This is a genomic window from Chryseotalea sp., assembly GCF_057350905.1.
In genome coordinates this window covers 767,170-789,838 of sequence record NZ_JBMRCF010000001.1, presented here as the reverse complement: position 1 = coordinate 789,838, position 22,669 = coordinate 767,170, and the positions used below count along the sequence as shown (strand labels likewise).

Genomic DNA, 22,669 nt, shown 5'->3' with positions numbered 1-22,669 from the left:
AAAGGTATTGAAACAAGATTAAATCAAGAGGCTAAGGAACTTTATTTTACAGCTTGTGTTTTGCTGATAATTATTCAGGAGTTTATGGAATTAGGATTATACAGCTTTGTTGAAATGGGTAAAGATCCGGCTACCGGTAAAACCATGAGCGGTGCTGAGCGCATGCAAAATTTGATGGAAGAAATTACCCTGGCCGATCAGGTAGGCCTGGATGTTTTCGCTTTAGGTGAACATCACCGCGCGGATTATCTGATATCCTCTCCGCCTGTTGCTTTGGCTGCGGCTGCTGTGCTCACTAAAAATATTAAACTCTCCAGTGCTGTAACAGTACTCAGTTCTGAAGATCCTGTTCGTGTATTTCAACAATTTGCAACGGTAGACCTACTGTCGAATGGTCGTGCCGAAATGATGGCAGGACGAGGATCTTTTATCGAGTCCTTCCCCCTCTTTGGTTACGACTTAAAAGATTACGATACGCTGTTTGCAGAAAAGCTTGAGATGTTGATTAAGCTGAATGAGCAGGAGCGTATTACCTGGAAAGGAAAACACAGGGCTTCGGTTAACAATCTCGGAGTATATCCAAGGCCACATCAGCAAAAAATGCCCATCTGGATAGCCATTGGTGGCACACCAGAATCAATTGCTAGAGCAGCCACACTTGATTTACCATTGGCCCTCGCTATCATTGGTGGCAGTCCTGCTCAATTTGTTCCGCACATCAAATATTACAGAGATACTAAACAACAATTGGGACATACAAGTCCTGTTCAGGTAAGCATAAATTCGCATACCTACCTGGCGGATACCTCCCAGAAAGCAGCCGATGAATTCTATCCGGCTTACGCTGCCGTGATGTCGCGTATTGGCGCTGAACGTGGCTGGCCTCCTATGGAAAGAGCGCACTATGAAAACATGCGCAGTCCGAAAGGCTCATTATTAGTAGGCAGTCCACAACAGGTCATTGACAAGATTTTGTATGAGCATGAATTATTTGGTCACACACGTTTCTTAGCGCAAATGATGGGCCCCATGCCACACAAGCAGATGTTACGATCTATCGAACTCTTTGGAACAGAAGTAGCACCGGCCGTGCGGAAGGCTTTGGGTGTTAGTCAAAAATCTGCTGATGTCAGTGCGGTAGCAACCTGATACCTGCGGCAAAGCGTCCGCTATCACCCTTACGAGCAGAGAAAAAATAATGGCTGTGAATAACGGTACAGGTATTGGCAACTTCAATGTTTTCTGGTTTTACACCGAAAGCAGTGAGTTGCACATAATTTGCCTGCCAGAGATCAAGCTTCGCTTTGCCATTATCCTGCAGCTGAAGTAAAGCATCTGATTTACCAAAAGATTTACGGACAGCTTCCACCACTTCGTGACCTACTTCATAAGAGGCCTGGCAAACAGAGGGGCCAATGGCAGCAACAACATCAGCACCCTGAGTACCAAATTCACGCTGCATGGCCTGCAAAGTTTTGGTTAAGATATGGGCGACTGTTCCTTTCCAACCCGAATGCACTGCCCCTGCAACATGGTTCTTCTTATCATACAAAAGTATGGGTACGCAATCAGCCGACATCACTGCAATACAAACATGAGTATCATTCGTAATCAGGGCATCTGTTTCTTCCAAGGCATCTACTAGAGTATTAGCATCAACTTTAAGCACATGATCTTTGTGAACTTGCCTGGGTATATATAATTCATCGACCGTTAAGCCCATTGTTTTTGCTACACGCTCTCTGTTTAGGGTAACAAGGTTGGGATCTGGTGAAGTACTGTAGCTGAGGTTAAAATCAATATCATCGAACGATTTTCTATCACTCACAAAATGGTTTATACTCTGCTCTTCGGATAAGCGTGTAAACTGCCACAGTTTTAAGTTTCCTATATTCTTCTTTTCAAACATCTTTAACTAATCCATTAACCACAAACCATTGTTTCGCAGATGTTGCAGGCTTTTCTGAAAGTACCTTTTTTGCTATTTGCTCCTGAGCCCTTACAATTGATTTATTAATCATGGTGTGGGCAATTACTTCGTCTTCCTGTGTACCCAATTTGTACATAAGCTCTCGTATGCGATCTCCACCAAAAATACTGAAGAAGGGATCATCTAAAGAAGAGAGCACAGGAACATTGTTAAGCGCTAAACGGATAAAAAGGTCTTGCTCTTTTTCTTTTAATGGATAATGCTCAACGAAAATCAAAAGTTTATGCTTCAGGATTTCTTCTGTAATTTGATCTGCCAGCAGTACTATCTGATTATCTTCATCAAGTGATAAATTCTTCCTTAATGCCTGCGCTGTATCTTCAAACCAGGCAACAAACAAAATGTCTGGATTAGCCTTTAACATTTTCTGGTAAGCACGAAATTTTGCTGCCTCCGTTAGCCACACCTGATCATTGACAGTATTGTACTTTGTCTTACTTTTGAATAGACCGAACATCTTTAGTTTTATTATGCCCTATGTTTACTCTCTAAAAGTAATGGTGAAGGTAGTGCCTTGATCAATGATACTTTCTACCTGAATTTTCCCACCAAGACTACTCACGTGGTTATGAACAAGGTAAAGACCAATTCCTTTACTATCTGTATAGTCGTGAAAGGTTTGATGCAGTCCAAATATTTTATCGTTCACCTTCTCCATATCAAAGCCACGACCATTGTCTGTAAATATCAATTGTTTGCTTCTGTTACTTAGTTTTGAAACAATTGAAATCATTGGCACATCATCTGGCCTGGCATACTTAATAGAATTGGTTATCAAATTCAGAAAAATGCTATCCATGTAAGCCTTATTAAACTTTACAATGGCTAATTCAGAAAAATCTGCCCGTATTACTGCTTTAGAAACATCAATCAATGCACTGATCGATTGATGAACATAATCAAGACTCTCCTGGAAAGAAATTTCTGTCAGGTTATTATGTGCAACGTGTTTATTACTCAACACATCTACATATTTGTTCATGGTTTGCTTTAACTTATCGCCAGTGAGTTTAACCACTTCAATGAGTTCAAGCGTTTCCTGATCGCTTATTTTCGAATTATCAATCAGACTAAAAAGTGAAACCAGATTATTCACCGGAGAGCGTAAATCATGTGAAGCTGTAAAAGTTAATCGCTTTAAGTCTTTATTGGTTTCCGTAAGATTGGCTAACAAGGCATTTCTTTCTGCTTCCAGTCGTTTTTTATGAGTAATATTCTTCGCGATGGCAAAAACAAGTTTCTCCCTTTCAACCGGTAACGAAGTCCAGGAAAGCCAGACGATTTCTCCGCTTTTGGTAACATATCGATTCTCAAAATTGTGGAGCGTCTTAGCCTTTGTCAACTCCTGCCTGACCCTGCTGGTAATATCTCTGTCTTCCTCATATATGAAGCTGTTAACGGGGCGTGAATACAACTCTTCCAAACTATAGCCCAGGAGTTGTGGCACAGCAGGATTTACCCTTTTAAAGTAGCCATCAAAGCCTGCGATGCAGAGTAAATCCGGGGTTAAATCGAAAAAGCGTTCATATTGAAAATCCTCTGCAGCCATGGACTAAAATCCTACACAAATTACATACCGCAAAATGTCATTTTTTAACAATTTTTACTAACCCACATTCATCATTTAAAGGCTTTTAACCAACATTGAAAAGTATATTACCACTCGCTGGAGAAAGCTACATGTATTAGCTTAAAAAACCTGAAAGCAATCGGCAAACTTGGCATTTCACCCTGATAATTCTCATGAAACCTCTTATCTTTGCGCCCTTATTTTAACAAACATGATCTCAGTAGACGCAGTTGGTGTAGAATTCAGTGGCACAGTTCTTTTCAGCGATATTACCTTTAACATTAATGAAAATGACCGCATAGCCCTGATGGGTAAAAACGGTGCGGGTAAATCTACCCTGCTCAAAATAATTGCCGGTGTAAATAAACCAACCAAGGGTAAAGTTTCGGCTCCCAGAGAAGCCGTGATTGCTTACCTGCCCCAACACCTTTTAACGGAAGATAATGATACCGTATTCGAAGAAGCCGGTAAAGCTTTCGCCAAAATCCACAACATGAAAAAGTTGATGGATGAACTTAACAGTCAGCTCGAAACCAGAACTGATTATGAATCTGAGGAGTATGCTAAAATTATTGAAGACGTTTCTGAGTTAAGCGAGAAATACTACTCTATTGAAGAAATCAATTATGATGCAGAGGTAGAAAAGACTTTAATGGGCCTTGGTTTTCTCCGCAGCGATTTCGACAGGCCTACAAAAGAGTTTAGTGGTGGATGGCGCATGCGCATTGAGTTGGCTAAAATTCTATTACAAAAACCTGATCTCATCTTATTGGATGAGCCAACCAACCACCTGGATATTGAGTCGGTGCAGTGGCTGGAGGACTTTTTAAAAAATAATGCGAAAGCTGTCATTGTAATCAGTCACGATAAAGCCTTTGTTGACAACCTGACTAATAGAACCATTGAGGTCACCATGGGCAGGATTTACGATTACAAAACCAACTACACCCATTATCTACAACTGCGTAAGGAGAGACGCGAGCAACAACAAAAGCAATTCGATGATCAGCAGAAAGAAATTGCGGACATCACCGCCTTCATTGAACGTTTTAAAGGCACTTACTCTAAAACATTGCAAGTACAGTCGCGCGTAAAAATGTTGGAGAAAATTGTGCCAATCGAAGTGGATGAAATTGACACTTCCGCTCTTAATTTGAAGTTCCCTCCTGCTCCCCGTTCAGGAAATTATCCCGTTATTATTACGGACTTCACCAAGAAATATGGTGATCATACGGTGTTACAAGATGTATCACTGACTATTTCACGCGGAGAAAAAATTGCCTTTGTCGGTAAGAATGGTGAAGGTAAGTCTACCTTGATTAAAGCCATCATGAATGAAATTCCTTTTGATGGAAAATGTCAGCTGGGACATGGCAGCATGATTGGTTACTTCGCACAAAACCAGGCAGCTTTGCTGGATGGTGAACTGACTGTATTCGACACCATTGATCAGATAGCCGTAGGCGAAATTCGCACCAAGATGAAAGATATTCTGGGTGCCTTCATGTTTGGTGGTGATGCTATTGATAAAAAGGTGAAGATGCTGTCCGGGGGTGAGCGTACACGTCTCGCGATGATTAAATTACTACTTCAACCTGTTAATCTGTTGATTCTCGATGAACCAACCAACCATTTGGATATCAAAACCAAAGACATTTTAAAAGATGCATTAAAAGCTTTTGATGGTACGTTGATTCTTGTATCGCACGATCGTGATTTCCTTGATGGACTTGCCAATAAAGTATTTGAGTTTGGTAACAAGCGAGTTAAGGAACATTTCGAAGATATTGGTGGCTTCTTGCGCAATAAGAAGATGGAGAACTTGCGTGAGATTGAAAGGACAAGCAAGTAAGTAAAGTCCGCTCATATAAAGCAGGTTAACATAGAACTAATAATTAGTTATTTGTGACATGCGTGAAATCTGTGCATCAAATAATCCTGAGTTTAAGCGGAGAATATTTTGATACTCTAATAGGCTAACATAGCTAAAGAAATTCCAACAATCATTTGGGTAAATAGCTACATTAGAGTTTTCGCTCTCAGGCCGCTGGGCCTCGCATACTCATTCAAGGCTGTATGCTATCCGCACATACCCTGCCAGGCCAAAGATAGCATAATGCCTTGTCTGAGCATGCTGTAAGAAAGCATAAGAACTTCAAATTGGGTAACAAGAATACCTTCTTGTTTTAAAAATAGCTTTCATCGATGACTGTTTTTTTAAATACATTAATTTCCCTATACTCTGAACAAATCTGACAAATAAATTGTCTGTTAACTATTGAATTAATGCTACTATGGATAAAGTATGGTTTATTACCGGGTGCTCCACCGGCTTTGGAAGAGAGCTCTCTAACTTATTACTGGCACAAGGCTACAAAGTAGTAGTTACTGCCAGAAAATTAAACGACATTCTGGATATTGTTGAGAAACATACTGACAAAGCATTAGCGCTTAGTCTGGACGTTACTAAGCCGACTGACATTGAGAATGCCGTAGTTCAAGCGTATAAGCATTTCGGCCGCATTGATGTACTGGTGAACAATGCCGGCATTGGATACTTCGGTGCCATTGAAGAAAGCGAAGACGAAGAAATTCGAAAAATGTTTGAAATCAATTTCTTTGGTTTAGCCAACATGACTAAAGCTGTTTTACCAATAATGCGCAAGCAACGAAGTGGGCATATTCTCAACATTGCCTCCATCGCTGGCTTGGTTGGTTACCCGGCTGTTGGTTATTACAATGCTACAAAATTTGCGGTCGATGGTTTCTCAGAATCGCTTTCAAAAGAAACAGCCCCTTTGGGTATTAAGGTAACGGTGATTTCCCCAAGTGGTTTCCGCACCGATTGGGCCGGCCGCTCAGCCAACACCAGTAAAATTGTAATTGAAGATTATGCTGCCACTGCCGGTGCCAATAAGGACAGCATCCGTGGGTACAGTGGCAGTCAACCGGGCGATCCGCTACGTGCCGCACAGGCGATGATAAAAGTAGTGGAGTCTGAAAATCCACCTTATCGCTTATTGTTAGGACAAGGCGCCCTGCGCAGTGCAAGAGCTAAACTTGATTTGCTTAAAAAGGATTTTGATAACTGGGAAGAAACTACCATTTGGGCAGATAATCCAAAAAATTAATTAGAGCCCATCTTAAAAAAGAGGATTCGTCATGCGATCCCGATAAAATCGGGAGAAGCAATCTAGCTGGTTGCTTTAAATCTCATAAATAGATTGCTTCCTCACCCTAACACACATTCAACGCTTCGTTCATCGCAATGACGCGATGATTTTGTTTCGAATTATTTTTAAGCTGGCTTATAATAAAAAAAGCCTCCGGTTTAACCGGAGGCTCTAACTATCTGATTCGCTCTCCCCAGTCAGCGAACTTCGATAGCCTTCTTAGGTTTTGCAGTGCCAATCATCTTTTTGGCCACATGCAGTTTTAAAATACCGTCTTCGTAATAGGCCTTCACATCTTCTTCATTCACGTTTTCAGGCAAGGTGAACGAACGACTAAAAGAACTATAACTGAATTCTTTGCGCGTGTAGTTTTTGTCTTTCTCCTCTTTTTCTTCTTGTTTTTCTGATGATATGGTCAGTAAACCATTATCTACAGAAACGTGAAAATCTTTTTTAGTTAACCCAGGCGCAGCCACTTCAATTTCAAAGGTCTTTTCAGTCTCTTTTACGTTGACAGCAGGAACTGATTGCTTACGTAGCCAATCAGCATCAAAAAAGCGATCGTTATCGAAAAAATCCGATAGCAGCGAGCCATTCATTAAGGATGGCCAGTCAGTTTTTTTAATGAGTGACATAAATACCTCCTTGTTTTAATTGTTGATACTAAACTAATCTCCAAACGGCTGGAATTTTATGACGCATCTCATGGCCTGGAGTGATCTTAATCATTTATAAGAGACTTATGCTACCATGACAGAAAATTACGCAGCATACTAATTGCCTTTCTAAAATGTTAATTGAAAAAATGCTATTCTTTGCCTAGATCATAGCCACCAATTGATTAGACGATAGAAAGTCTTACCTTGAACCACATTATTTACCCCTATGAAAACAACTACGGTCTTTTTCTTCCTGATTTTCTTTTCCATCAACGTGCATGCCCAAAGTAAAAGTGGTGCGCAACAGTTTTGGAGTGAACTTCAAAAGCATTGTGGAAAAGCATATGAAGGAAAATTGACTGAGAATCCTGAAGGCAGTGGCACTTTTAAAGATCAAAAACTGGTTATGCATGTGCGGGCGTGTAGCGACTCCGTTATTCGCATTCCTTTTATGGTAGGCGATAACCGTTCCAGAACCTGGGTGCTCACCCTTAAGAATGATTTGATTCAACTCAAGCATGACCACAGGCATGAAGATGGCAGCGAAGATGCCGTAACGCAATACGGTGGCCTCGCTACCAATAGTGGATCTGCCACCTTACAAATTTTTCCGGCTGATGTACAAACCGCCACCTTACTCCCCAATGCAGTTGCTAATGTTTGGTGGATTTCATTGACAGATAAGTTGTTTACCTATAATCTACGCAGACTTAACAGTGACAGAATCATTACGGTTGTTTTTGATCTTAGTAAAGCAGTAGAAACACCTGCGGCACCCTGGGGAAGTCAATAATTACAAATTACTTAAAGATTCCTTCTTGCCTGCTGTATGTGTCTTTGGTTATGCACCAGTAAAAATTCTATCGCATCACCGCCATTAATTTTAATCAGCGGGGCTAAGGAGGTTTTGATCTTCACATTTTTAAGATCTTTAGAACTTGCTTCGTGCAGCAACTTCAATAAATCTTCCTGATGCTGAATAAACCTGCTGATCACCCCTGCCGGATTTTCAATATGCTTTGGCTGATGTTGCTTTATGGCTTTATACTTCTTTTGCGTGCCATCAATACGCATCGTTCTGATAAAGTACAAGCCTAACCAGGTATTCCTGAAAAGTGGCAGCACTTCTGCAGCTGGTGTACGGTTAAGTCCTTGTTGAATTTTAGGATGATAATATTCAGCGTAAGAATTTAAGTGTTCAAAACATGCTGCAATACTCCAGCCACCTTGCGCAGATGACCGGAGTAATGTTGTAGTAGGTAAATTCTGAAAAACACCTATTACTTCCTGCAATTGCTTTTCAAGCATTGCCTCCAGTTTTAAAAGATATTCTTCCTGACTAAGCATTTCTAATCTCGGTAAATTTACGACCAAAGATCAATAGGCCGAGACCAATCAAACAAAAAGTGGTCTCGATAATAAGCCAGGTATTCCCAAATTCGCCCAAAGCACCATCAACCAATAAAGTAATTAGCCTTGACAGTGCGTAGGATCCCCAGAAGATTGAAATAAAGGCAAGTCCTTTGCTGAGTTGAAAAAATGCCAGGTAAATAATAACAATAACCAATGTAATTCCCACGCCTCCATACACGCCCCTGATTGAACTCAAGGCATCGTTGTTATTCAGTTTAACATTGACAAGATCCATTACGGCTTGCGGGCTTTTTATGGCCAATAAGGCAACATAGGCCAGGCTTAAGGCTGACAAGAGCATAAAGCCTTTGGCTAATACAGTGTAGATTGTTTGTGTTTTCATTTTGTGTTGTTTTACATGTTTACACAAAACAAGCCACTGCTGTGCTCTTCACTCTTGGTATTTACCAACAATTCTAAATCCGCACAGAATTTATGAACTTACTAAAGTTGGTGGCATCTATGCCCAGGTAGTTAGCCAGGTATTTGTGGGGCACAAGCGTAAGTATGTGTGGACTTCGCTGCAATAGCTTTTTGAACTTTTCCTCGGAACTAAAGCATTGCAACTCCACCATTCTTTCTAACAAGCCGGAGAAAGCCTGTGTGAGACCAATGTGCACCAGTTTTAGAATGTCCGGGTGCTTGTCCATCAATAAGGCTATGCTCCCATAATCTGCGCGAAGAAAAACAGATGGCGTTAATGACTCATAATAAAAGCGTGAAGGACTTTGCATGAGAAATGAATCCATTACCCCGCCAAAAGAAGGTGCATAGGTTAATATGATGGTTGATTCTCTTACATCATCCAGGTAGTAAATGCGCTGTACACCTTCTGTCACAAAGTAAAGGTAGGCTTCCTTCTCTCCTGCTTTTGTAATTGTCTCTTTACGTTTTACTGAAAAGGTTTTCCAACAGTCGGCAAAATCTCTCCATGCTTCGTCCGATAAAGGTTGAATATGATTAGCCGCTGATTTTAATAAGTCAAGGGGTTTCATGACAGCACAGGTAATAGCAATTTCAAATTACAAATTTGAAATTCAAAATTAGCATTGAGATTCATTCCTTTTAAAACCTTATCAATCATTTTAGGAACAGCTACTATTCATCATTGTGTTACTAACAATTTACCTCGACTAAATCCCTCTTCAGTTTTAATGCTGAATAAATAAATTCCCGGGGGTAATGATGGTATTTGTATACTTTCCCTGTCTGAAAGTAAGTCATACGTAAACAATTTCATACCATTACCACTGTAAAGTGTAAACACTTGTGGTGAGCGCTCAAACTGCTTGGCAATAATCTGCAGTTCGGATCCGGCACTCACCGGGTTTGGAAATATTAAAAATGGGATTGTTGACAAGAAGTAGTCACTGACAATATCACTTACCAACTGCTCACCATTCATAAAGTGTAATACTAGTCTGTAATTGTTTAAGCCCTGAAGTGGTGCGGAGTCCAGAAAACTAAAATTATTTGATTCGATAGAAGTTAGTGTTTGAATATCCATAAATTCATCACCCATCTGTCGCTGAAAAACAATACGCTCTATCCCATAGGTAGTACCAACTTCGCCTATCAGGTCAATTCCTTCGTTAGGTCGAAGCTGGGTATAAAACGAACGAAGAAAACAAGTGATTTCCTGTAACGCATAATCAAAAGCATAACCCTGAATTCCCGTTTGCCCATTCCCTAAAACAGTCTGAATGGCAAAATAAGTTTTGGCTGATCCTGTCTCTTTAAAAATGAAACTTGTATCACTGGTCAGTAAATATTCCTCCATACGTGAATTATTATAATAGCTAACGCGATAGCTATTGGCACCATTCACCCTGTTCCATTGTAGCAAAACAGAATCCTGACAATTAAACCCAACTTTCGGAATAATTGGCTGCGAAATGATGAATTCATCTGTGGTATATTGAGCTGACCCTACTACCATGCGTGCTTGTGCAAGGGTATTGATTGCTGGAGCCTGCCACCGTAGTAAACCTGTTGAGAGATCAACAGCATCTTTGATCACTTGCCAGGTATTCCCCTGATCCATACTTAGCTCCAATCTCCCATGAGCAGCAGCCAAGGTACTCTTCCATTGAAAATAGGTACCTGCTTCACCATTATAGGGCATGTTATCACTTGCTGTCGGATAATACCAGGTAAATGCGTCCTGCTCTTCCCAGCTATAGGCTATTGCATAACTTTGCTCATTCCCTGCAAGTTCATTCGCTTTAACCACAATCGAATACATGCCCTGCTCAGGTTGTTCAATCAATACCTGTTCAATATTATTTAAATGATCTGCCCCGCGCGTGGCAGGCTTCTCCAAAGCACTAAGTAGTGGTGAACTGTCTAATATCCATGGATAAACTTCCTGAGCTTGGGGCGTTTGAATAACCATATCTAAATCGTTAACCAAGGCTATGGTTGAATTTACCTGACCAGGTACATCGTCCCACAACAGTGTTATTTTCAGATTGCGGACATTGGGTGGAATGGTTAACTGATGAACCTTACTTTCAAACTCATTTATTGCCTGCTCAATAAACTGATCCGTTTGTAACAGATGCATACTCTGCCACGCATCAAGGTTTCCATAGCCGGTTTTAAAATCAGGACCTGTAGTTCCTAAATCCTTTGCACCGTTAATTAACAGTGCTTTTTGCAAAGCTACCGAAGGCAAGCTACCATACTTTTGTTTATAGACTTGCTGCAATAAAACTGCTACACCCGAAACCAAGGCAGCAGCATTGGATGATCCTACCATACTATAACTAACAAGCTCAGGTTTAACTCGCCCATCATAAGCTGGCCCCTTTGAAGAAAATGATATCGCTCTGCCTACTGTATCTACTGATCCGACAGCGAGTGTATTTTTCGACATTTTAAAATTACCTGTAAGGTTCGCATAACCAGCTATCCCCGCATAGGCACCCGTTGTGCTTGCCAGGGCACCGTCATTACCTGAGGAAAATACATGCAGCAGGTGTGGTTGTTGTTGAACGTTTTGATCAAAAGATTCTGCCAAAGCCCCGTACATATTTTCTATTTGGGTACCGTAAGAATGATTTTGTACAGAAATGTTCAACGAATTATAAACAGGCAGAGGATCTGGACTCAGCACAGCAAAACTGGAAGATGCGAGCCTTACCTCCGGAGCCACCCCTTTTCCTGTGATGAATGAGTTTCCTTCTCCGCCAATAATCGTAGCCATTTCAGTTGCATGCAAATCCTGCGTGGCCGATTGAAGGTTTGATTCAACATATCGCCCCTCAAGATCAATGTCATTTGTATTGAAGGCTTCTTCTTTTACTGACACTGTAATGCCTTCACCCTGCAACATTGGCAACCTGTGATGCAGATACGAAACTGTATTAGGTGCAAGATTTAAATCCAAAACTCTGCTTTCAGTCCTGGCTTTTTGTGATTCATATCCGATATATACCACCATATCAAGCGGAAGTACAATGTTGCGAAGCGCATCATCACTACATTCAATCAAAACAGTACTATTTCTTACATCACGAATTTTTATTCCAGGGAAAAGTGCTGAAAGTGCATCACCATCCATGGGGCACCTTAATTTTAAGGTATAAACATTTTTACTGTGTTTATGCACTGGCAGTTCTAGTAAGTTATCTGAGAGTTTCCATAAGTCATTGGCCTTGAACAACGAAGGGTATACTGGTAAATTCTTTATCGCATCTCCCCGCATAATAAAACTGCGAAAATTCAGGCGCCTCATTATTAAGGTTTTTCTTACCAAATACTGTTTGGCCTCTGCCTCATTTTCAAAGATTGCAAGGTAGTAGGCACTATCAGAAATAACTGATTTTGTAAGGGCATTACCTGCTTTAAATGTTGAAACATCTACCCCCCTATTGGTTTTTTGAGCAAGCGAAATCGCTGTATTTGAAAGGATCAGGGCTATTATGAAAAAACATGTGCTCGCCCAGTAAAAAAAAACACTTCGACTTGTTGAAGCAAAAGCCTTAAAGTATGCAGATACACGAAAACACATTTCATTACGCTTGAACATTATGCAGGTGGACATGAAGTAATTTCGAAATATAAACCTAAACCTAATAATTATGTTAAACATTCGAAAAGCCGCTTCGGCACTTGCGGTAGTTCTTCTCAGTGCCTTTGTAATTTCCTGTACGGAAACTTCTGTCAAAACTGAAAAAGCTGAGATTTCAGAAAACGTGAAACTTCAGTTGACAAGTCTTGGTTTTGATGTGAGTGATGTACAAAAAGTATCTTCAAGAAATCCTATAACAGGAGAGTTGATGCAGGGATATATGCTTGAAAAAGATATGTTCCTCTCTGACGAAGATATCAGGGAAATGAGTAACAGTAAAGTTCAGCACGTAGGTGCTGTTGGTGAACAATACAGAACCACTAATTTGGTTAGCTCACCCCGCACCATCCGTGTGCTTGGTTACACCAGTGGAACCAATGCATTGGACACTAAGATGCGCACTGCACTTCAAAATGCTGTTGCTAACTACAATGCCCTGAACATTGGTCTTGATTTCACGCTGACGTTCGGTACTAATACTGCAGCTGCAGAAATCGTAGTTTACCGTGTTAGCGGTGGAGCCGGTGGTTCTGCGGGCTTCCCTAGTGGCGGACTTCCTTATAAGTGGGTTCAGATTCTTTCTGGTACAAGTTCTTATAGCGTAGACGTTGTAGAACACGTAATGACACATGAAATCGGTCACTGTCTTGGTTTAAGACATACTGATTACTTCAACCGCTCACTTTCTTGTGGAACAGGTGGTAACGAAGGTGCATCAGGTGTTGGTGCTATTCTTATACCAGGTACACCTTCTGGTTTTGATGCTAACTCTATCATGTTATCATGCTTTGGTTCATCTGAAGATGGAGAGTTTGGTTCATTTGATGTAGTGGCACTGGAATATTTATACTAGCTAAATAGCCCCCAGCTAATGCTAGAAGCCTGACAATTAATTGTCAGGCTTTTTTTATGCAAATGCTTTTATCAACAAGCTTACTGACTTAATTTGCGGAAAATTTGTGAACATGAAGGTAGCCGAAATCCATACAAAAAAGGGCGTTATGAAGATTCAGTTCTTTGAAGAAGATGCCCCTGGAACTGTAAAAAACTTTATTGACCTTGCCCAACATAATTTCTATGATGGCCTGACCTTTCACAGGGTTATTCCAAACTTTGTGATTCAGGGTGGTTGCCCCAATGGCATTGGTAATGGTGGCCCCGGTCATACCATTAAATGTGAACTAGATGGCAATAACCAATACCACGACCGTGGTGTACTATCAATGGCACACGCTGGACGTAATACTGGTGGCTCACAGTTTTTTATTTGCCATAGTCGCCAAAACACAGCACACCTGGACCGCAACCATACTGTCTTTGGCAAGGTGTATGAAGGCCTGGAAGTAATTGACCTGATTCGTCAGGGTGATGTAATGGAGAAAGTGGTGATTAAGGAAGTTGAAAGTCTTTAAGCTAACGCAAGCATTTTTTTTATAATAAACAATAAAAGCGGGTTCTCCCGCTTTTATTGTTTTGCAGCACGTAAAAAAGAAAATGGGAACAACAATATTGCACCTACCAATTTAAAAAGCCACTCCAATGTAAAGCCAACAATTCTAAAAGGCAAAGCTATTAACCAGATGATTGGAAAGAACAATAATAGCAACAAGGCTAAGGGCCAACATAATACTAAGAGCAGACACCAAAGCACCAAAGAAAGGAATACGTTCATGTTGATATAAGTTTGAAAACTTAAGTCAACAATCACGCCAGCTCATAAAACAATCATTCATGCGAAAAATGGCTGTTTGTCTGTGGCAAACAAGTAAACCTGAACAGTTGCTTGTACAAAATCGTACAACTTACTTGTAGAAGTCCTGCAGCGATCCGAAATATACTTCGTTCCACCCCTGAACAATATCCTCATAATCCTCATCAGGGATATTGGTGTGCCTGAGTTCGGCTGAAGTGGCTTTATCGCCATCAGGGTGAAGCTTAATGGTTACAATAGAGGCATCGTTGTCAATGCCAAAATACCATTGTTGTATAATCTTCTTATCCTTTTCAAACTCCAGGTTACGGCCTACAATTGCACCATTCCACATCGAAAACTCCGTTCCAGGTTCAGCGATCATCTCGGCATGATCGCCCGTCCAAAGCATAATGGTAGTTTCTGTAGTAAGCGCGAGGTAAACCTGATCTGGTGGAGCAGATATGGGGAAATATTTTTTGTAATCCTTCATTTCGGGATTACTTAATAATCTTAGTCAACTCCACTTCAAATTTCAGGTTGGCATTTGCAGGAATTGAAGTACCTGAACCTTGAGCACCATAGGCCAAACCTGAGGGTATCAGGAAAATAGCACTTCCTGTTTCGTCCAGCAAGGGCATTCCCACTTTCAATCCATCTATTAAACTAAATACATTGATGTTCGATAATGTGCCATCGTCAAACACACTTCCTGTGGTTAATAAGGAACCTGAGTAAATCATGTTGACTGCGTCATATGATTTAGGTCTGACACCCGTTCCTTGCTCGGTAATTTTATACCACACACCACTTGGGTGTTCCATAAATCCATCAAGGCTATTGTCAATAATGTATTGCTTAATAGCCGTTGTGTCACTGGTAAATCTTGCTTGTTCAGTTGTTGTTCTGGTAACCTCAAATAGCTTAACTTCATAAACCAAGGTGGAATTTGCCGGAATATCGTTGGTAGTAGCCGAGCCATTTGCATATTTGGAGGGAACGTAAATACTTGCTTCTCCACCCACCAGTAAAGATGAGATGGCATACTGCAGGCCTGCACCACCAATACTATCCAGTAAGGAGTTAAAGTTAAGGTCAGTGAAGTAATTACCATTACTGAATAATTTGCCTTTTACACTGGCTCTTATTTTTTGGCCCTTATGTACTGGAGGCAGGTATCCAAACTGATGAATTACTAATCTTATGCCTGATTGGTCATAGGCAACATAGTCAGTTACATTGGCTTTTAGGTAAGCGTCTATCGCTTCAACTTCACGAAAAAGCTGATCATCAGGCACTTCTAGTTCCTGACAAGAGAAGGAAAGGATAGCGAGGGATAATACGAATGGGGCAGTTAGTCTCTTCAGCACAAAATATTGGTTTAGGAATCCCAACGCATTGTCGGGAATTTATTGTTTAAACAATTGAAATTAAATACAAATATAAGCAAGTCATGATTCCATGTAAATGATCAGGATTGTTTTAGACGATTAATAAGCCTTAAACTGTTTAATCAGTGATTTCGGACTGAAGTAAAGCAAAGAATACCTTAATTATAAGGTATTCTTTGGACATTGGTCTTTTTGAAAAAGTAATGAATTACTCACTTCTCAAGGCACTGATCGGGTTAGCCAATGAAGCCTTAATAGCTTGATAACTTACTGTGAGCAAAGTTATCCCCAGCAAAATAAGGAAGCTGACCACAAAGGTTATTACATCCAGGCTGGTATGGTAGGTAAAGTTCTGTAACCAATCATTTAAAAAATAATATGAAATTGGTATTGCCACTAAAAATCCGAACAAGAGTAACCAAACAAAGTCTTTAAAGATCATTAATAGAATACCACTGATGGTAGAGCCTAAAACCTTACGAACACCAATCTCTTTTACTTTACGCTGAACAATAAATAACACAAGGCCATATACCCCCAAGCAAGAAATAAGGATGGCTATTAAAGTAAAGGCCCTGATGATATCACCAAAGCTTTGATAGTTGGCATACTGCAGATCCAACTGTTCATCTAAAAATACATATTCAAAACTCTTTTCAGGAAAAGCTTTATTCCACTGCGCTTCCACTTTATCCATCAGTGTAGTAACCTGATCATTTTGAAACCGCACTGACAACACATTGAACTGATTACTATTATGTTCGATCACCAAAGCAGATACAGCCGTAGTTAATGAGGTAAAATTATAATCCTGAATCACACCGATTACTTTTCCCAACTTACCTTCGCGGTTTATTGTTTTACCAATGGCTTCTTCCGGACTTCCCCAGTTAAATTCCCGCACCGCTGTTTCATTTACTACAAAGGCCTCTGTGCCATCTGTCCCGTAGCCTTGTTCAAGCCATCTACCAGCAATAACCTGTAGTCCATATGTTTCATTAAAATTATAATCAACAGCAAAGTTTGCTACAAACAATCTATCTTCCTGTGAATATCCTTCTGGGATAGTACCACGGTAGGTGGCCCCTAAGCCGGGAGGGTTAGATGACAAGGTGGTTTTTAAAATACCTGTTTCACTTTCGAGTGCATCGCGAAAGCTTTGCAAACGAATAGCAAATAAGGAATCACGCTGACCAAAAATACCATTTAGGTTCTGACTGAATAAAGGAATAGTGACCACATTTTCTTTTTCAAAGCCTAAGGGTCTGTCGTGCAAATAGCGAAGTTGTTTAACAATTAACATAGAGCATGTTAAAAGCAGAAACGCAATACTCAATTGAAAAACAACTAAGCCCTTTCTTAACCACTGGCTACCCAAGCCCGTAACCCCCTCACCTTTCAAAGAACCAACTGAATTGAATTTTGTGACGAAATAAGCCGGGTAAGACCCTGCAAGCAAGGTAATACCTATCAGTAAAGCCAGGCAGGTAAATGCCAGGGGCATATCTACAAAATCCATAAACACTAGATTTTTACTGGTAAATAAATTTAACAGTGGAAGTGTAGTGTAGAATACACCAAAGGCTAACACCATTGATATCAGTACAAACAGAAAACTTTCCACAAAAAACTGTATAACAATCTGTTGCTTACCAGATCCCATGATTACCCGCACACCAATTTCTTTAATGCGTGAGAGTGACTGGGCAGTGGAAAGGTTGATGTAATTAATGCTGGCAATCACGAGTGTTAGCAAGCCAATAGCAATAAAGATATAAATGGTAGACATCGAATTTGTTGTTGATGGCTCTGCCAATAATGTCGACTTCAGGTGAATATCCTTAACTGGAAAAAGTGTAAACACTTGCCCCACCAGCATCTGTGGTAATGCATGTTGTTTCAGGAAAGCCTCCATATTGGCATCAACCTTTCCAGGATCGGCTCCTTCTTTTAATAATACATAGGTATAGCCATGACTGATCACAAAGTTTATGGCCAAATTATTTCGCAGCACCTGTGCAGTCTGCTCAGTTTCTAAATCAAACATATTTTCATAAGGCACTAACATATTAAAGCGCAGATGCGAATTCTCCGGAAAGTTTTTGACAACTCCGGTTACCTTAAAACTATGCTGACCAGAAAACAATAATGATTCTCCAATAGGGTTGGCATCACCGAAGTATTTGGTAGCCATCTCCTCGTTAATAATAATGGTAAACTTATCTACTAATGCTCGTGAAGGATTTCCTTTCACAAATTCGAAAGAGAACATATCCATAATAGCGGAGTCCGCAAAGAAAACACCTGATTCTTCAAAAGCAATTTCCTGATCAGGAAGTTTGATACTCACATTCCGACCGTATAGCCTTGCCGCTTGCTCCACTTCCGGAAAGAAGTCTTTCATCGCTGGTGCAATGGGCGGTGGTGAACTGGCCAGTTCCAAACCATTGGGTGCTTTATATTTTATACGATAGAGTCTGCCAATCTTTTCATGAAAGGTATCATAGTTGGTCTCTGACCTTACGTAAGCCATAATCAACAAGGCCAATGCGATACCTGATGTAAGACCAATCAGATTTATCGCTGCATAAGCTCTTTGCTTTACAATAATGCGGCCGGCAGTTTTTAGAAAATTTTTAAGCATGGATGTGCGATTGATGAATAGGATGAAAACCTTTGTACGTGGAGCATTGCAAAAGAGTTACATAAAACAACTGTGCTCTTTCAGGATAACCTTCCTTGGGGTATTCAGATAAAAAACTGTGCTTTTTTCTTATACTGCTTGTCAGATAAATTTCATATTATTAAATCATGGCTGCAAGCATCTAAAATGCCGCTTATATAATTTGTTTTACCACTTTTTACAAGCCTACCGTTTATTTCTAACTTATGGCTTGAACCACATTATTCACCTTAAATATTACAACCTTGAAAAGAAGAGACTTTGTACAGATTGCGGGCCTGGGTCTGGGTGGCATGATGCTGCCTTTGGGCTTACTGGGTAATTCTAACCCTGTATCCATTGAGGCCTTACTTGAATCGCCCCTGGATGCCCTGCAGAAAAAGCAGATAGCTGATGCTGCACTCAATACTGCCAAAAGTAACGGAGCCACCTATACAGATGTTCGCATTGGCCGTTATTTGAATCAGTTCATATCTACCCGTGAAAACAAAGTGCAGAACATTGTTAACGGTGAATCGTATGGTGTTGGTATTCGCGTGATTGCCAATGGTACCTGGGGATTTGCCTCAACCAACGATGTAAGTCCTGAGGGTGTTAAGAAAGCCACCCTGCAAGCTGTTGCCATTGCCAAGGCAAACTCAAAGTTTCAAACAGATCCGGTAAAACTTGCTCCGAATGTGTCTCATGGAGAAGTAAGCTGGAAAACGCCTATCCAAAAAAATGCATTTGAAATACCCGTAGCGGAAAAAGTAGAACTACTATTGGCGGCAAATGCCGAAGCACAGAAGAATGGTGCAAGCTTTGTCAATTCGAATCTGTTTCAGGTGAATGAACAAAAATATTTTGCTTCCTCTGAAGGCTCTTATATTGATCAGGACATTCACAGAATCTGGCCAACGTTCAACGTAACCGCCATTGATAAGGCTGCAGGTAAATTCAAGACACGTCAGGCCATGAGTGCACCTATGGGCATGGGTTATGAATATATGATGCCTAAGAAAGAAGATAAGTTAATTGGTGCAGTCTCTGACATGTATCTGTATAAAAACAGCTACGATATGATTGAAGATGCAGCACTTGCTGCGCGTCAGGCAAAAGAAATGCTTTCTGCCAAGTCGGTCGATCCAGGTAAATACGATCTTGTATTAGAACCTAATCACCTTGGTCTTACCATTCACGAATCTGTGGGCCATCCATTGGAACTAGACCGTGTGTTGGGTTACGAAGCCAATTATGCGGGTACAAGCTTCGCAACACTAGATAAGCTGAAGGCTGGCAATTTTAATTACGGCAGCAAGCTTGTTAACATCTTTGCAGATAAAACACAAGTCGGTTCATTAGGTGCTGTGGGTTACGATGATGAAGGTGTTAAGTGCAAACAATGGGATTTGATTAAAGATGGCGTGTTGGTTAACTACCAGGCTATTCGCGATCAGGTTCATATTATCGGGCAAAATGAATCGCACGGCTGCTGCTATTCACAAAGCTGGAATGATGTTCAATTCCAACGGATGCCAAACGTATCGCTAGCACCAGGTAAAGATCCCTATTCTGTACAACAAATGATTAAGGATGTAGAGAAGGGAATTTACATAGCTGGACGTGGTTCATATTCAATTGATCAGCAACGCTACAACTTTCAGTTTGGCGGCACAGTGTACTACGAAATCAAGAACGGTCAGATTACAGGTATGCTCAATGACGTAGCCTACCAATCTAATACACAGGAGTTCTGGAACAGCTGTTCAAAAATATGTGATGCATCGGATTACCGTTTGTTCGGATCTTTCTTTGATGGCAAGGGCCAACCCTCGCAGGTAAGTGCAGTGTCGCACGGAAGTTCGACCACACGTTTTAATGGTATTAACGTTATCAATACCGGAAGAACTATCTAATTAGTATCACATAATTTGTAAAAGCATCATGGCTATATTATCGAAAGAAGAATCAAAACAAATACTGGAAAAGGTGATCAGCATGTCAAAAGCTGATGGCCTCATTGCTAACTTAAATGGAAACAACAGTGGTAACATCCGCTATGCCCGTAATACCGTTTCTACCGCAGGTGAAAACAGCGATGTAACCCTGGGTGTCCAGGCATATTATGGAAAGAAATCAGGTGTGGCTACTATCAATGAGTTTGATACGGCATCGCTTGAAAAAACAGTAAGACGCGCTGAAGAACTTGCCAAACTAGCTCCTGAAAATCCTGAGTTTATGGAGCCACTGCCTCAGCAACAATATGGTGGTGAATCTAAAACTTACTCAGAGGCTACTGCTAAAATTACACCTGAATACCGCGCTCAGGCTGCTGCTAACAGCATCAATCCTGCTGCTGCCAAAGATGTTACTGCTGCAGGTTATCTGGAGCACAATCATGGCTTTTCAGCCATGATGAATACCAAAGGCATGTTCTTATATAACCAATCTACCAATGTCGATTTTACTGTTACGATGCGTAGCAATGATGGCACAGGCTCTGGTTGGGTAACACGTGACTTCAATGATGTAAGCAAACTGGATACGGCAGAAGCTTCTAATATTGCTATTCAAAAAGCATTAGGATCGAGAGATGCTAAAGCGATTGAGCCTGGCAAGTATACCGTAATTCTGGAGCCTGCCGCTTCTGCTGAATTATTGGGTAATATGTTTTTTGCGATGGGGGCCCGTCAGGCAGATGAAGGCAGAAGCTTTCTTTCTAAAAAAGGTGGTGGAACCAAGTTAGGCGAAAAAATGCTTGACGAGCGTGTTAACATCTACTCAGACCCATTCAACACTGAAGTACCGGCTACACCCTGGACTGGCGATGGTCAAGCACGTCAGCGACTTGATATTATTAAAAATGGTGTTGTCAGCAATTTGTTTTACGATCGGTACTGGGCAGCGCAAAAAAATGTAGCACCTGTTCCTTTTCCCGGGAATATCATTTTTGAAGGTGGTAAAGCATCGGTAGAGGATATGATTAAGGATACAAAGAAGGGAATTTTAGTAACGCGCTTCTGGTATATCCGTTCGGTAGATCCGCAAACACAACTCTATACAGGTCTTACACGCGACAGTACATTCTTTATTGAAAACGGAAAGATTAAGCATCCGGTAAAGAATTTCCGTTTTAATGAAAGTCCGGTAATCATGTTGAATAACCTTGAAACACTTGGAAAGCAAGTGCGTGTAGGTGGCAACTTAATACCTTACATGAAAATTCGTGATTTCACTTTCACCAGCTTATCTGATGCTGTGTAGGCCATAACAATTTTTAATCAGAGACTGTCTCATTACTGGTGTTGTCTGTCATAAATAGTTTCAGACAAAATATGAATCAGCAGAAATGCTGAGACATGTACCACATGAGGCAGTCTCTTTATTTAGGTTTAGTCGTACTGTTCTTTTTACTCAATGAGTCTTGTTAATAAGTTCTTCTTCACCCGCTTGCAATATGAGTCCGGAGACTGGGACGTAGACCAACGCATGCCATCCAATGTACTCAACTCACTGGTGGAGTATACTTCATTAAATATTGACACACAAGAAAATATCATTCTCCTTAGCAGCAACGAGATTTTTCGTTGCCCATTTTGTTATTTAAGCGGACATAAGCTGGTTGAATTTACACCACAGGAAAAAGAGAATTTTGAGAAGTATGTGAACAATGGTGGTTTTGTTTTTGTAGATGATTGCAACCATGACATTGATGGTCTCTTTGCTAAATCTTTCGAAGCACAAATGGAAAAAATATTCGGTATTGCCGCACTCAAGAAAATACCTAACAACCACGTACTCTATTCCTCCTTTTTTAAATTCGAGGGCCCTCCTACTACATCGCAGGAATTGAATGGTTGGGGTGATGACATTGTACACGATTATTTAAAAGCCATTGAAGTAAAAAATAAAATCGGAGTACTCTACAGCAATAAAGATTATGGTTGTGAATGGGACTACGACTTCAGAAATAAAAGATTTTATAGAATTGACAACACACGATTCAGCATCAACATTATTATGTACGCGCTAACTGCCTGATTTTT

Annotated in this window: 20 protein-coding genes; 9 read left to right on the top strand and 11 right to left on the bottom strand. The window is 40.6% G+C overall.

Annotated elements, in window-relative coordinates; genetic code table 11:
• The first annotated feature begins 84 nt into the window (after positions 1–84).
• Positions 85–1,149, top strand: coding sequence for an LLM class flavin-dependent oxidoreductase (locus ACO1XM_RS03530; RefSeq protein ID WP_486225876.1), 1,065 nt, complete (start codon positions 85–87; stop codon positions 1,147–1,149).
• Here ACO1XM_RS03530 and pgeF read toward each other — a convergent pair.
• The 3 genes from pgeF to ACO1XM_RS03515 are packed head-to-tail and all read right to left on the bottom strand — an operon-like array spanning position 1,130 to position 3,539.
• Entirely contained in the window at positions 1,130–1,909 is a 780-nt protein-coding gene (gene pgeF / locus ACO1XM_RS03525; protein WP_486225874.1) for a peptidoglycan editing factor PgeF, read from the bottom strand. The genes ACO1XM_RS03530 and pgeF overlap by 20 nt on opposite strands.
• A complete protein-coding gene (locus ACO1XM_RS03520; RefSeq protein WP_486225872.1) occupies positions 1,902–2,447 on the bottom strand; it encodes a hypothetical protein in 546 nt (181 codons plus the stop codon). Before ACO1XM_RS03520 ends, pgeF begins: the two co-directional genes overlap by 8 nt.
• 24 nt (positions 2,448–2,471) lie before the next feature.
• Positions 2,472–3,539: a PAS domain-containing sensor histidine kinase gene (locus ACO1XM_RS03515; protein ID WP_486225870.1), complete on the bottom strand. Its 1,068-nt coding sequence runs from the start codon at positions 3,537–3,539 to the stop codon at positions 2,472–2,474.
• Positions 3,540–3,771: 232 nt separating this feature from the next.
• On the opposite strand from ACO1XM_RS03515, the gene ACO1XM_RS03510 reads away from it, so the two are divergent.
• Together ACO1XM_RS03510 and ACO1XM_RS03505 are read left to right on the top strand one after the other, a co-directional pair.
• Positions 3,772–5,412: an ABC-F family ATP-binding cassette domain-containing protein gene (locus ACO1XM_RS03510; RefSeq protein WP_486225868.1), complete on the top strand. Its 1,641-nt coding sequence runs from the start codon at positions 3,772–3,774 to the stop codon at positions 5,410–5,412.
• A gap of 442 nt (positions 5,413–5,854) precedes the next feature.
• On the top strand, positions 5,855–6,691 hold the full coding sequence (locus tag ACO1XM_RS03505; RefSeq protein WP_486225866.1) for an oxidoreductase: 837 nt from the start codon (positions 5,855–5,857) through the stop codon (positions 6,689–6,691).
• Positions 6,692–6,930: 239 nt separating this feature from the next.
• Here ACO1XM_RS03505 and ACO1XM_RS03500 read toward each other — a convergent pair whose 3' ends face one another.
• The gene (locus ACO1XM_RS03500; RefSeq protein WP_486225864.1) at positions 6,931–7,368 is read right to left on the bottom strand and encodes an Hsp20/alpha crystallin family protein; all 438 of its coding nucleotides are present in this window, start codon (positions 7,366–7,368) and stop codon (positions 6,931–6,933) included.
• Positions 7,369–7,618: 250 nt separating this feature from the next.
• Between ACO1XM_RS03500 and ACO1XM_RS03495 the strand changes: the two genes are divergently transcribed.
• The gene (locus ACO1XM_RS03495) at positions 7,619–8,185 is read left to right on the top strand and encodes a hypothetical protein (RefSeq protein ID WP_486225862.1); all 567 of its coding nucleotides are present in this window, start codon (positions 7,619–7,621) and stop codon (positions 8,183–8,185) included.
• A gap of 11 nt (positions 8,186–8,196) precedes the next feature.
• Here the strand turns inward: ACO1XM_RS03495 and ACO1XM_RS03490 are convergent, their stop codons facing one another.
• The 4 genes from ACO1XM_RS03490 to ACO1XM_RS03475 form a co-directional block, all read right to left on the bottom strand.
• A complete protein-coding gene (locus tag ACO1XM_RS03490; protein ID WP_486225860.1) occupies positions 8,197–8,739 on the bottom strand; it encodes a DinB family protein in 543 nt (180 codons plus the stop codon).
• Entirely contained in the window at positions 8,732–9,148 is a 417-nt protein-coding gene (locus tag ACO1XM_RS03485) for a DUF4345 domain-containing protein (protein ID WP_486225858.1), read from the bottom strand. Before ACO1XM_RS03485 ends, ACO1XM_RS03490 begins: the two co-directional genes overlap by 8 nt.
• A gap of 73 nt (positions 9,149–9,221) precedes the next feature.
• The gene (locus ACO1XM_RS03480) at positions 9,222–9,800 is read right to left on the bottom strand and encodes a Crp/Fnr family transcriptional regulator (protein WP_486225856.1); all 579 of its coding nucleotides are present in this window, start codon (positions 9,798–9,800) and stop codon (positions 9,222–9,224) included.
• A gap of 110 nt (positions 9,801–9,910) precedes the next feature.
• Complete coding sequence (locus ACO1XM_RS03475; protein WP_486225854.1) at positions 9,911–12,544, bottom strand: S8 family peptidase; 2,634 nt, start codon at positions 12,542–12,544, stop codon at positions 9,911–9,913.
• A gap of 346 nt (positions 12,545–12,890) precedes the next feature.
• Between ACO1XM_RS03475 and ACO1XM_RS03470 the strand changes: the two genes are divergently transcribed.
• A complete protein-coding gene (locus ACO1XM_RS03470) occupies positions 12,891–13,733 on the top strand; it encodes a M57 family metalloprotease (RefSeq protein WP_486225852.1) in 843 nt (280 codons plus the stop codon).
• A 112-nt stretch (positions 13,734–13,845) separates the two neighbouring features.
• Complete coding sequence (locus ACO1XM_RS03465; RefSeq protein ID WP_486225850.1) at positions 13,846–14,292, top strand: peptidylprolyl isomerase; 447 nt, start codon at positions 13,846–13,848, stop codon at positions 14,290–14,292.
• A 390-nt stretch (positions 14,293–14,682) separates the two neighbouring features.
• Here ACO1XM_RS03465 and ACO1XM_RS03460 read toward each other — a convergent pair whose 3' ends face one another.
• The 3 genes from ACO1XM_RS03460 to ACO1XM_RS03450 form a co-directional block, all read right to left on the bottom strand.
• A complete protein-coding gene (locus ACO1XM_RS03460; RefSeq protein ID WP_486225848.1) occupies positions 14,683–15,063 on the bottom strand; it encodes an SRPBCC domain-containing protein in 381 nt (126 codons plus the stop codon).
• Positions 15,064–15,070: 7 nt separating this feature from the next.
• A complete protein-coding gene (locus tag ACO1XM_RS03455; RefSeq protein ID WP_486225846.1) occupies positions 15,071–15,940 on the bottom strand; it encodes an FKBP-type peptidyl-prolyl cis-trans isomerase in 870 nt (289 codons plus the stop codon).
• A gap of 229 nt (positions 15,941–16,169) precedes the next feature.
• Positions 16,170–18,605 carry an ABC transporter permease gene (locus ACO1XM_RS03450; RefSeq protein WP_486225844.1) on the bottom strand — a complete coding sequence of 812 codons (2,436 nt, stop codon included), beginning with the start codon at positions 18,603–18,605 and terminating at the stop codon, positions 16,170–16,172.
• Between the two features lie 284 nt (positions 18,606–18,889).
• On the opposite strand from ACO1XM_RS03450, the gene ACO1XM_RS03445 reads away from it, so the two are divergent.
• From ACO1XM_RS03445 to ACO1XM_RS03435, 3 genes are all read left to right on the top strand, one after another.
• Positions 18,890–20,539, top strand: a complete 1,650-nt coding sequence (locus tag ACO1XM_RS03445) for a TldD/PmbA family protein (protein ID WP_486225842.1) — start codon at positions 18,890–18,892, stop codon at positions 20,537–20,539.
• A 28-nt stretch (positions 20,540–20,567) separates the two neighbouring features.
• Positions 20,568–21,887, top strand: a complete 1,320-nt coding sequence (locus ACO1XM_RS03440) for a TldD/PmbA family protein (RefSeq protein WP_486225840.1) — start codon at positions 20,568–20,570, stop codon at positions 21,885–21,887.
• 153 nt (positions 21,888–22,040) lie between these two features.
• Positions 22,041–22,664, top strand: coding sequence for a DUF4159 domain-containing protein (locus ACO1XM_RS03435; protein ID WP_486225838.1), 624 nt, complete (start codon positions 22,041–22,043; stop codon positions 22,662–22,664).
• The last annotated feature ends 5 nt before the right edge of the window (positions 22,665–22,669 follow it).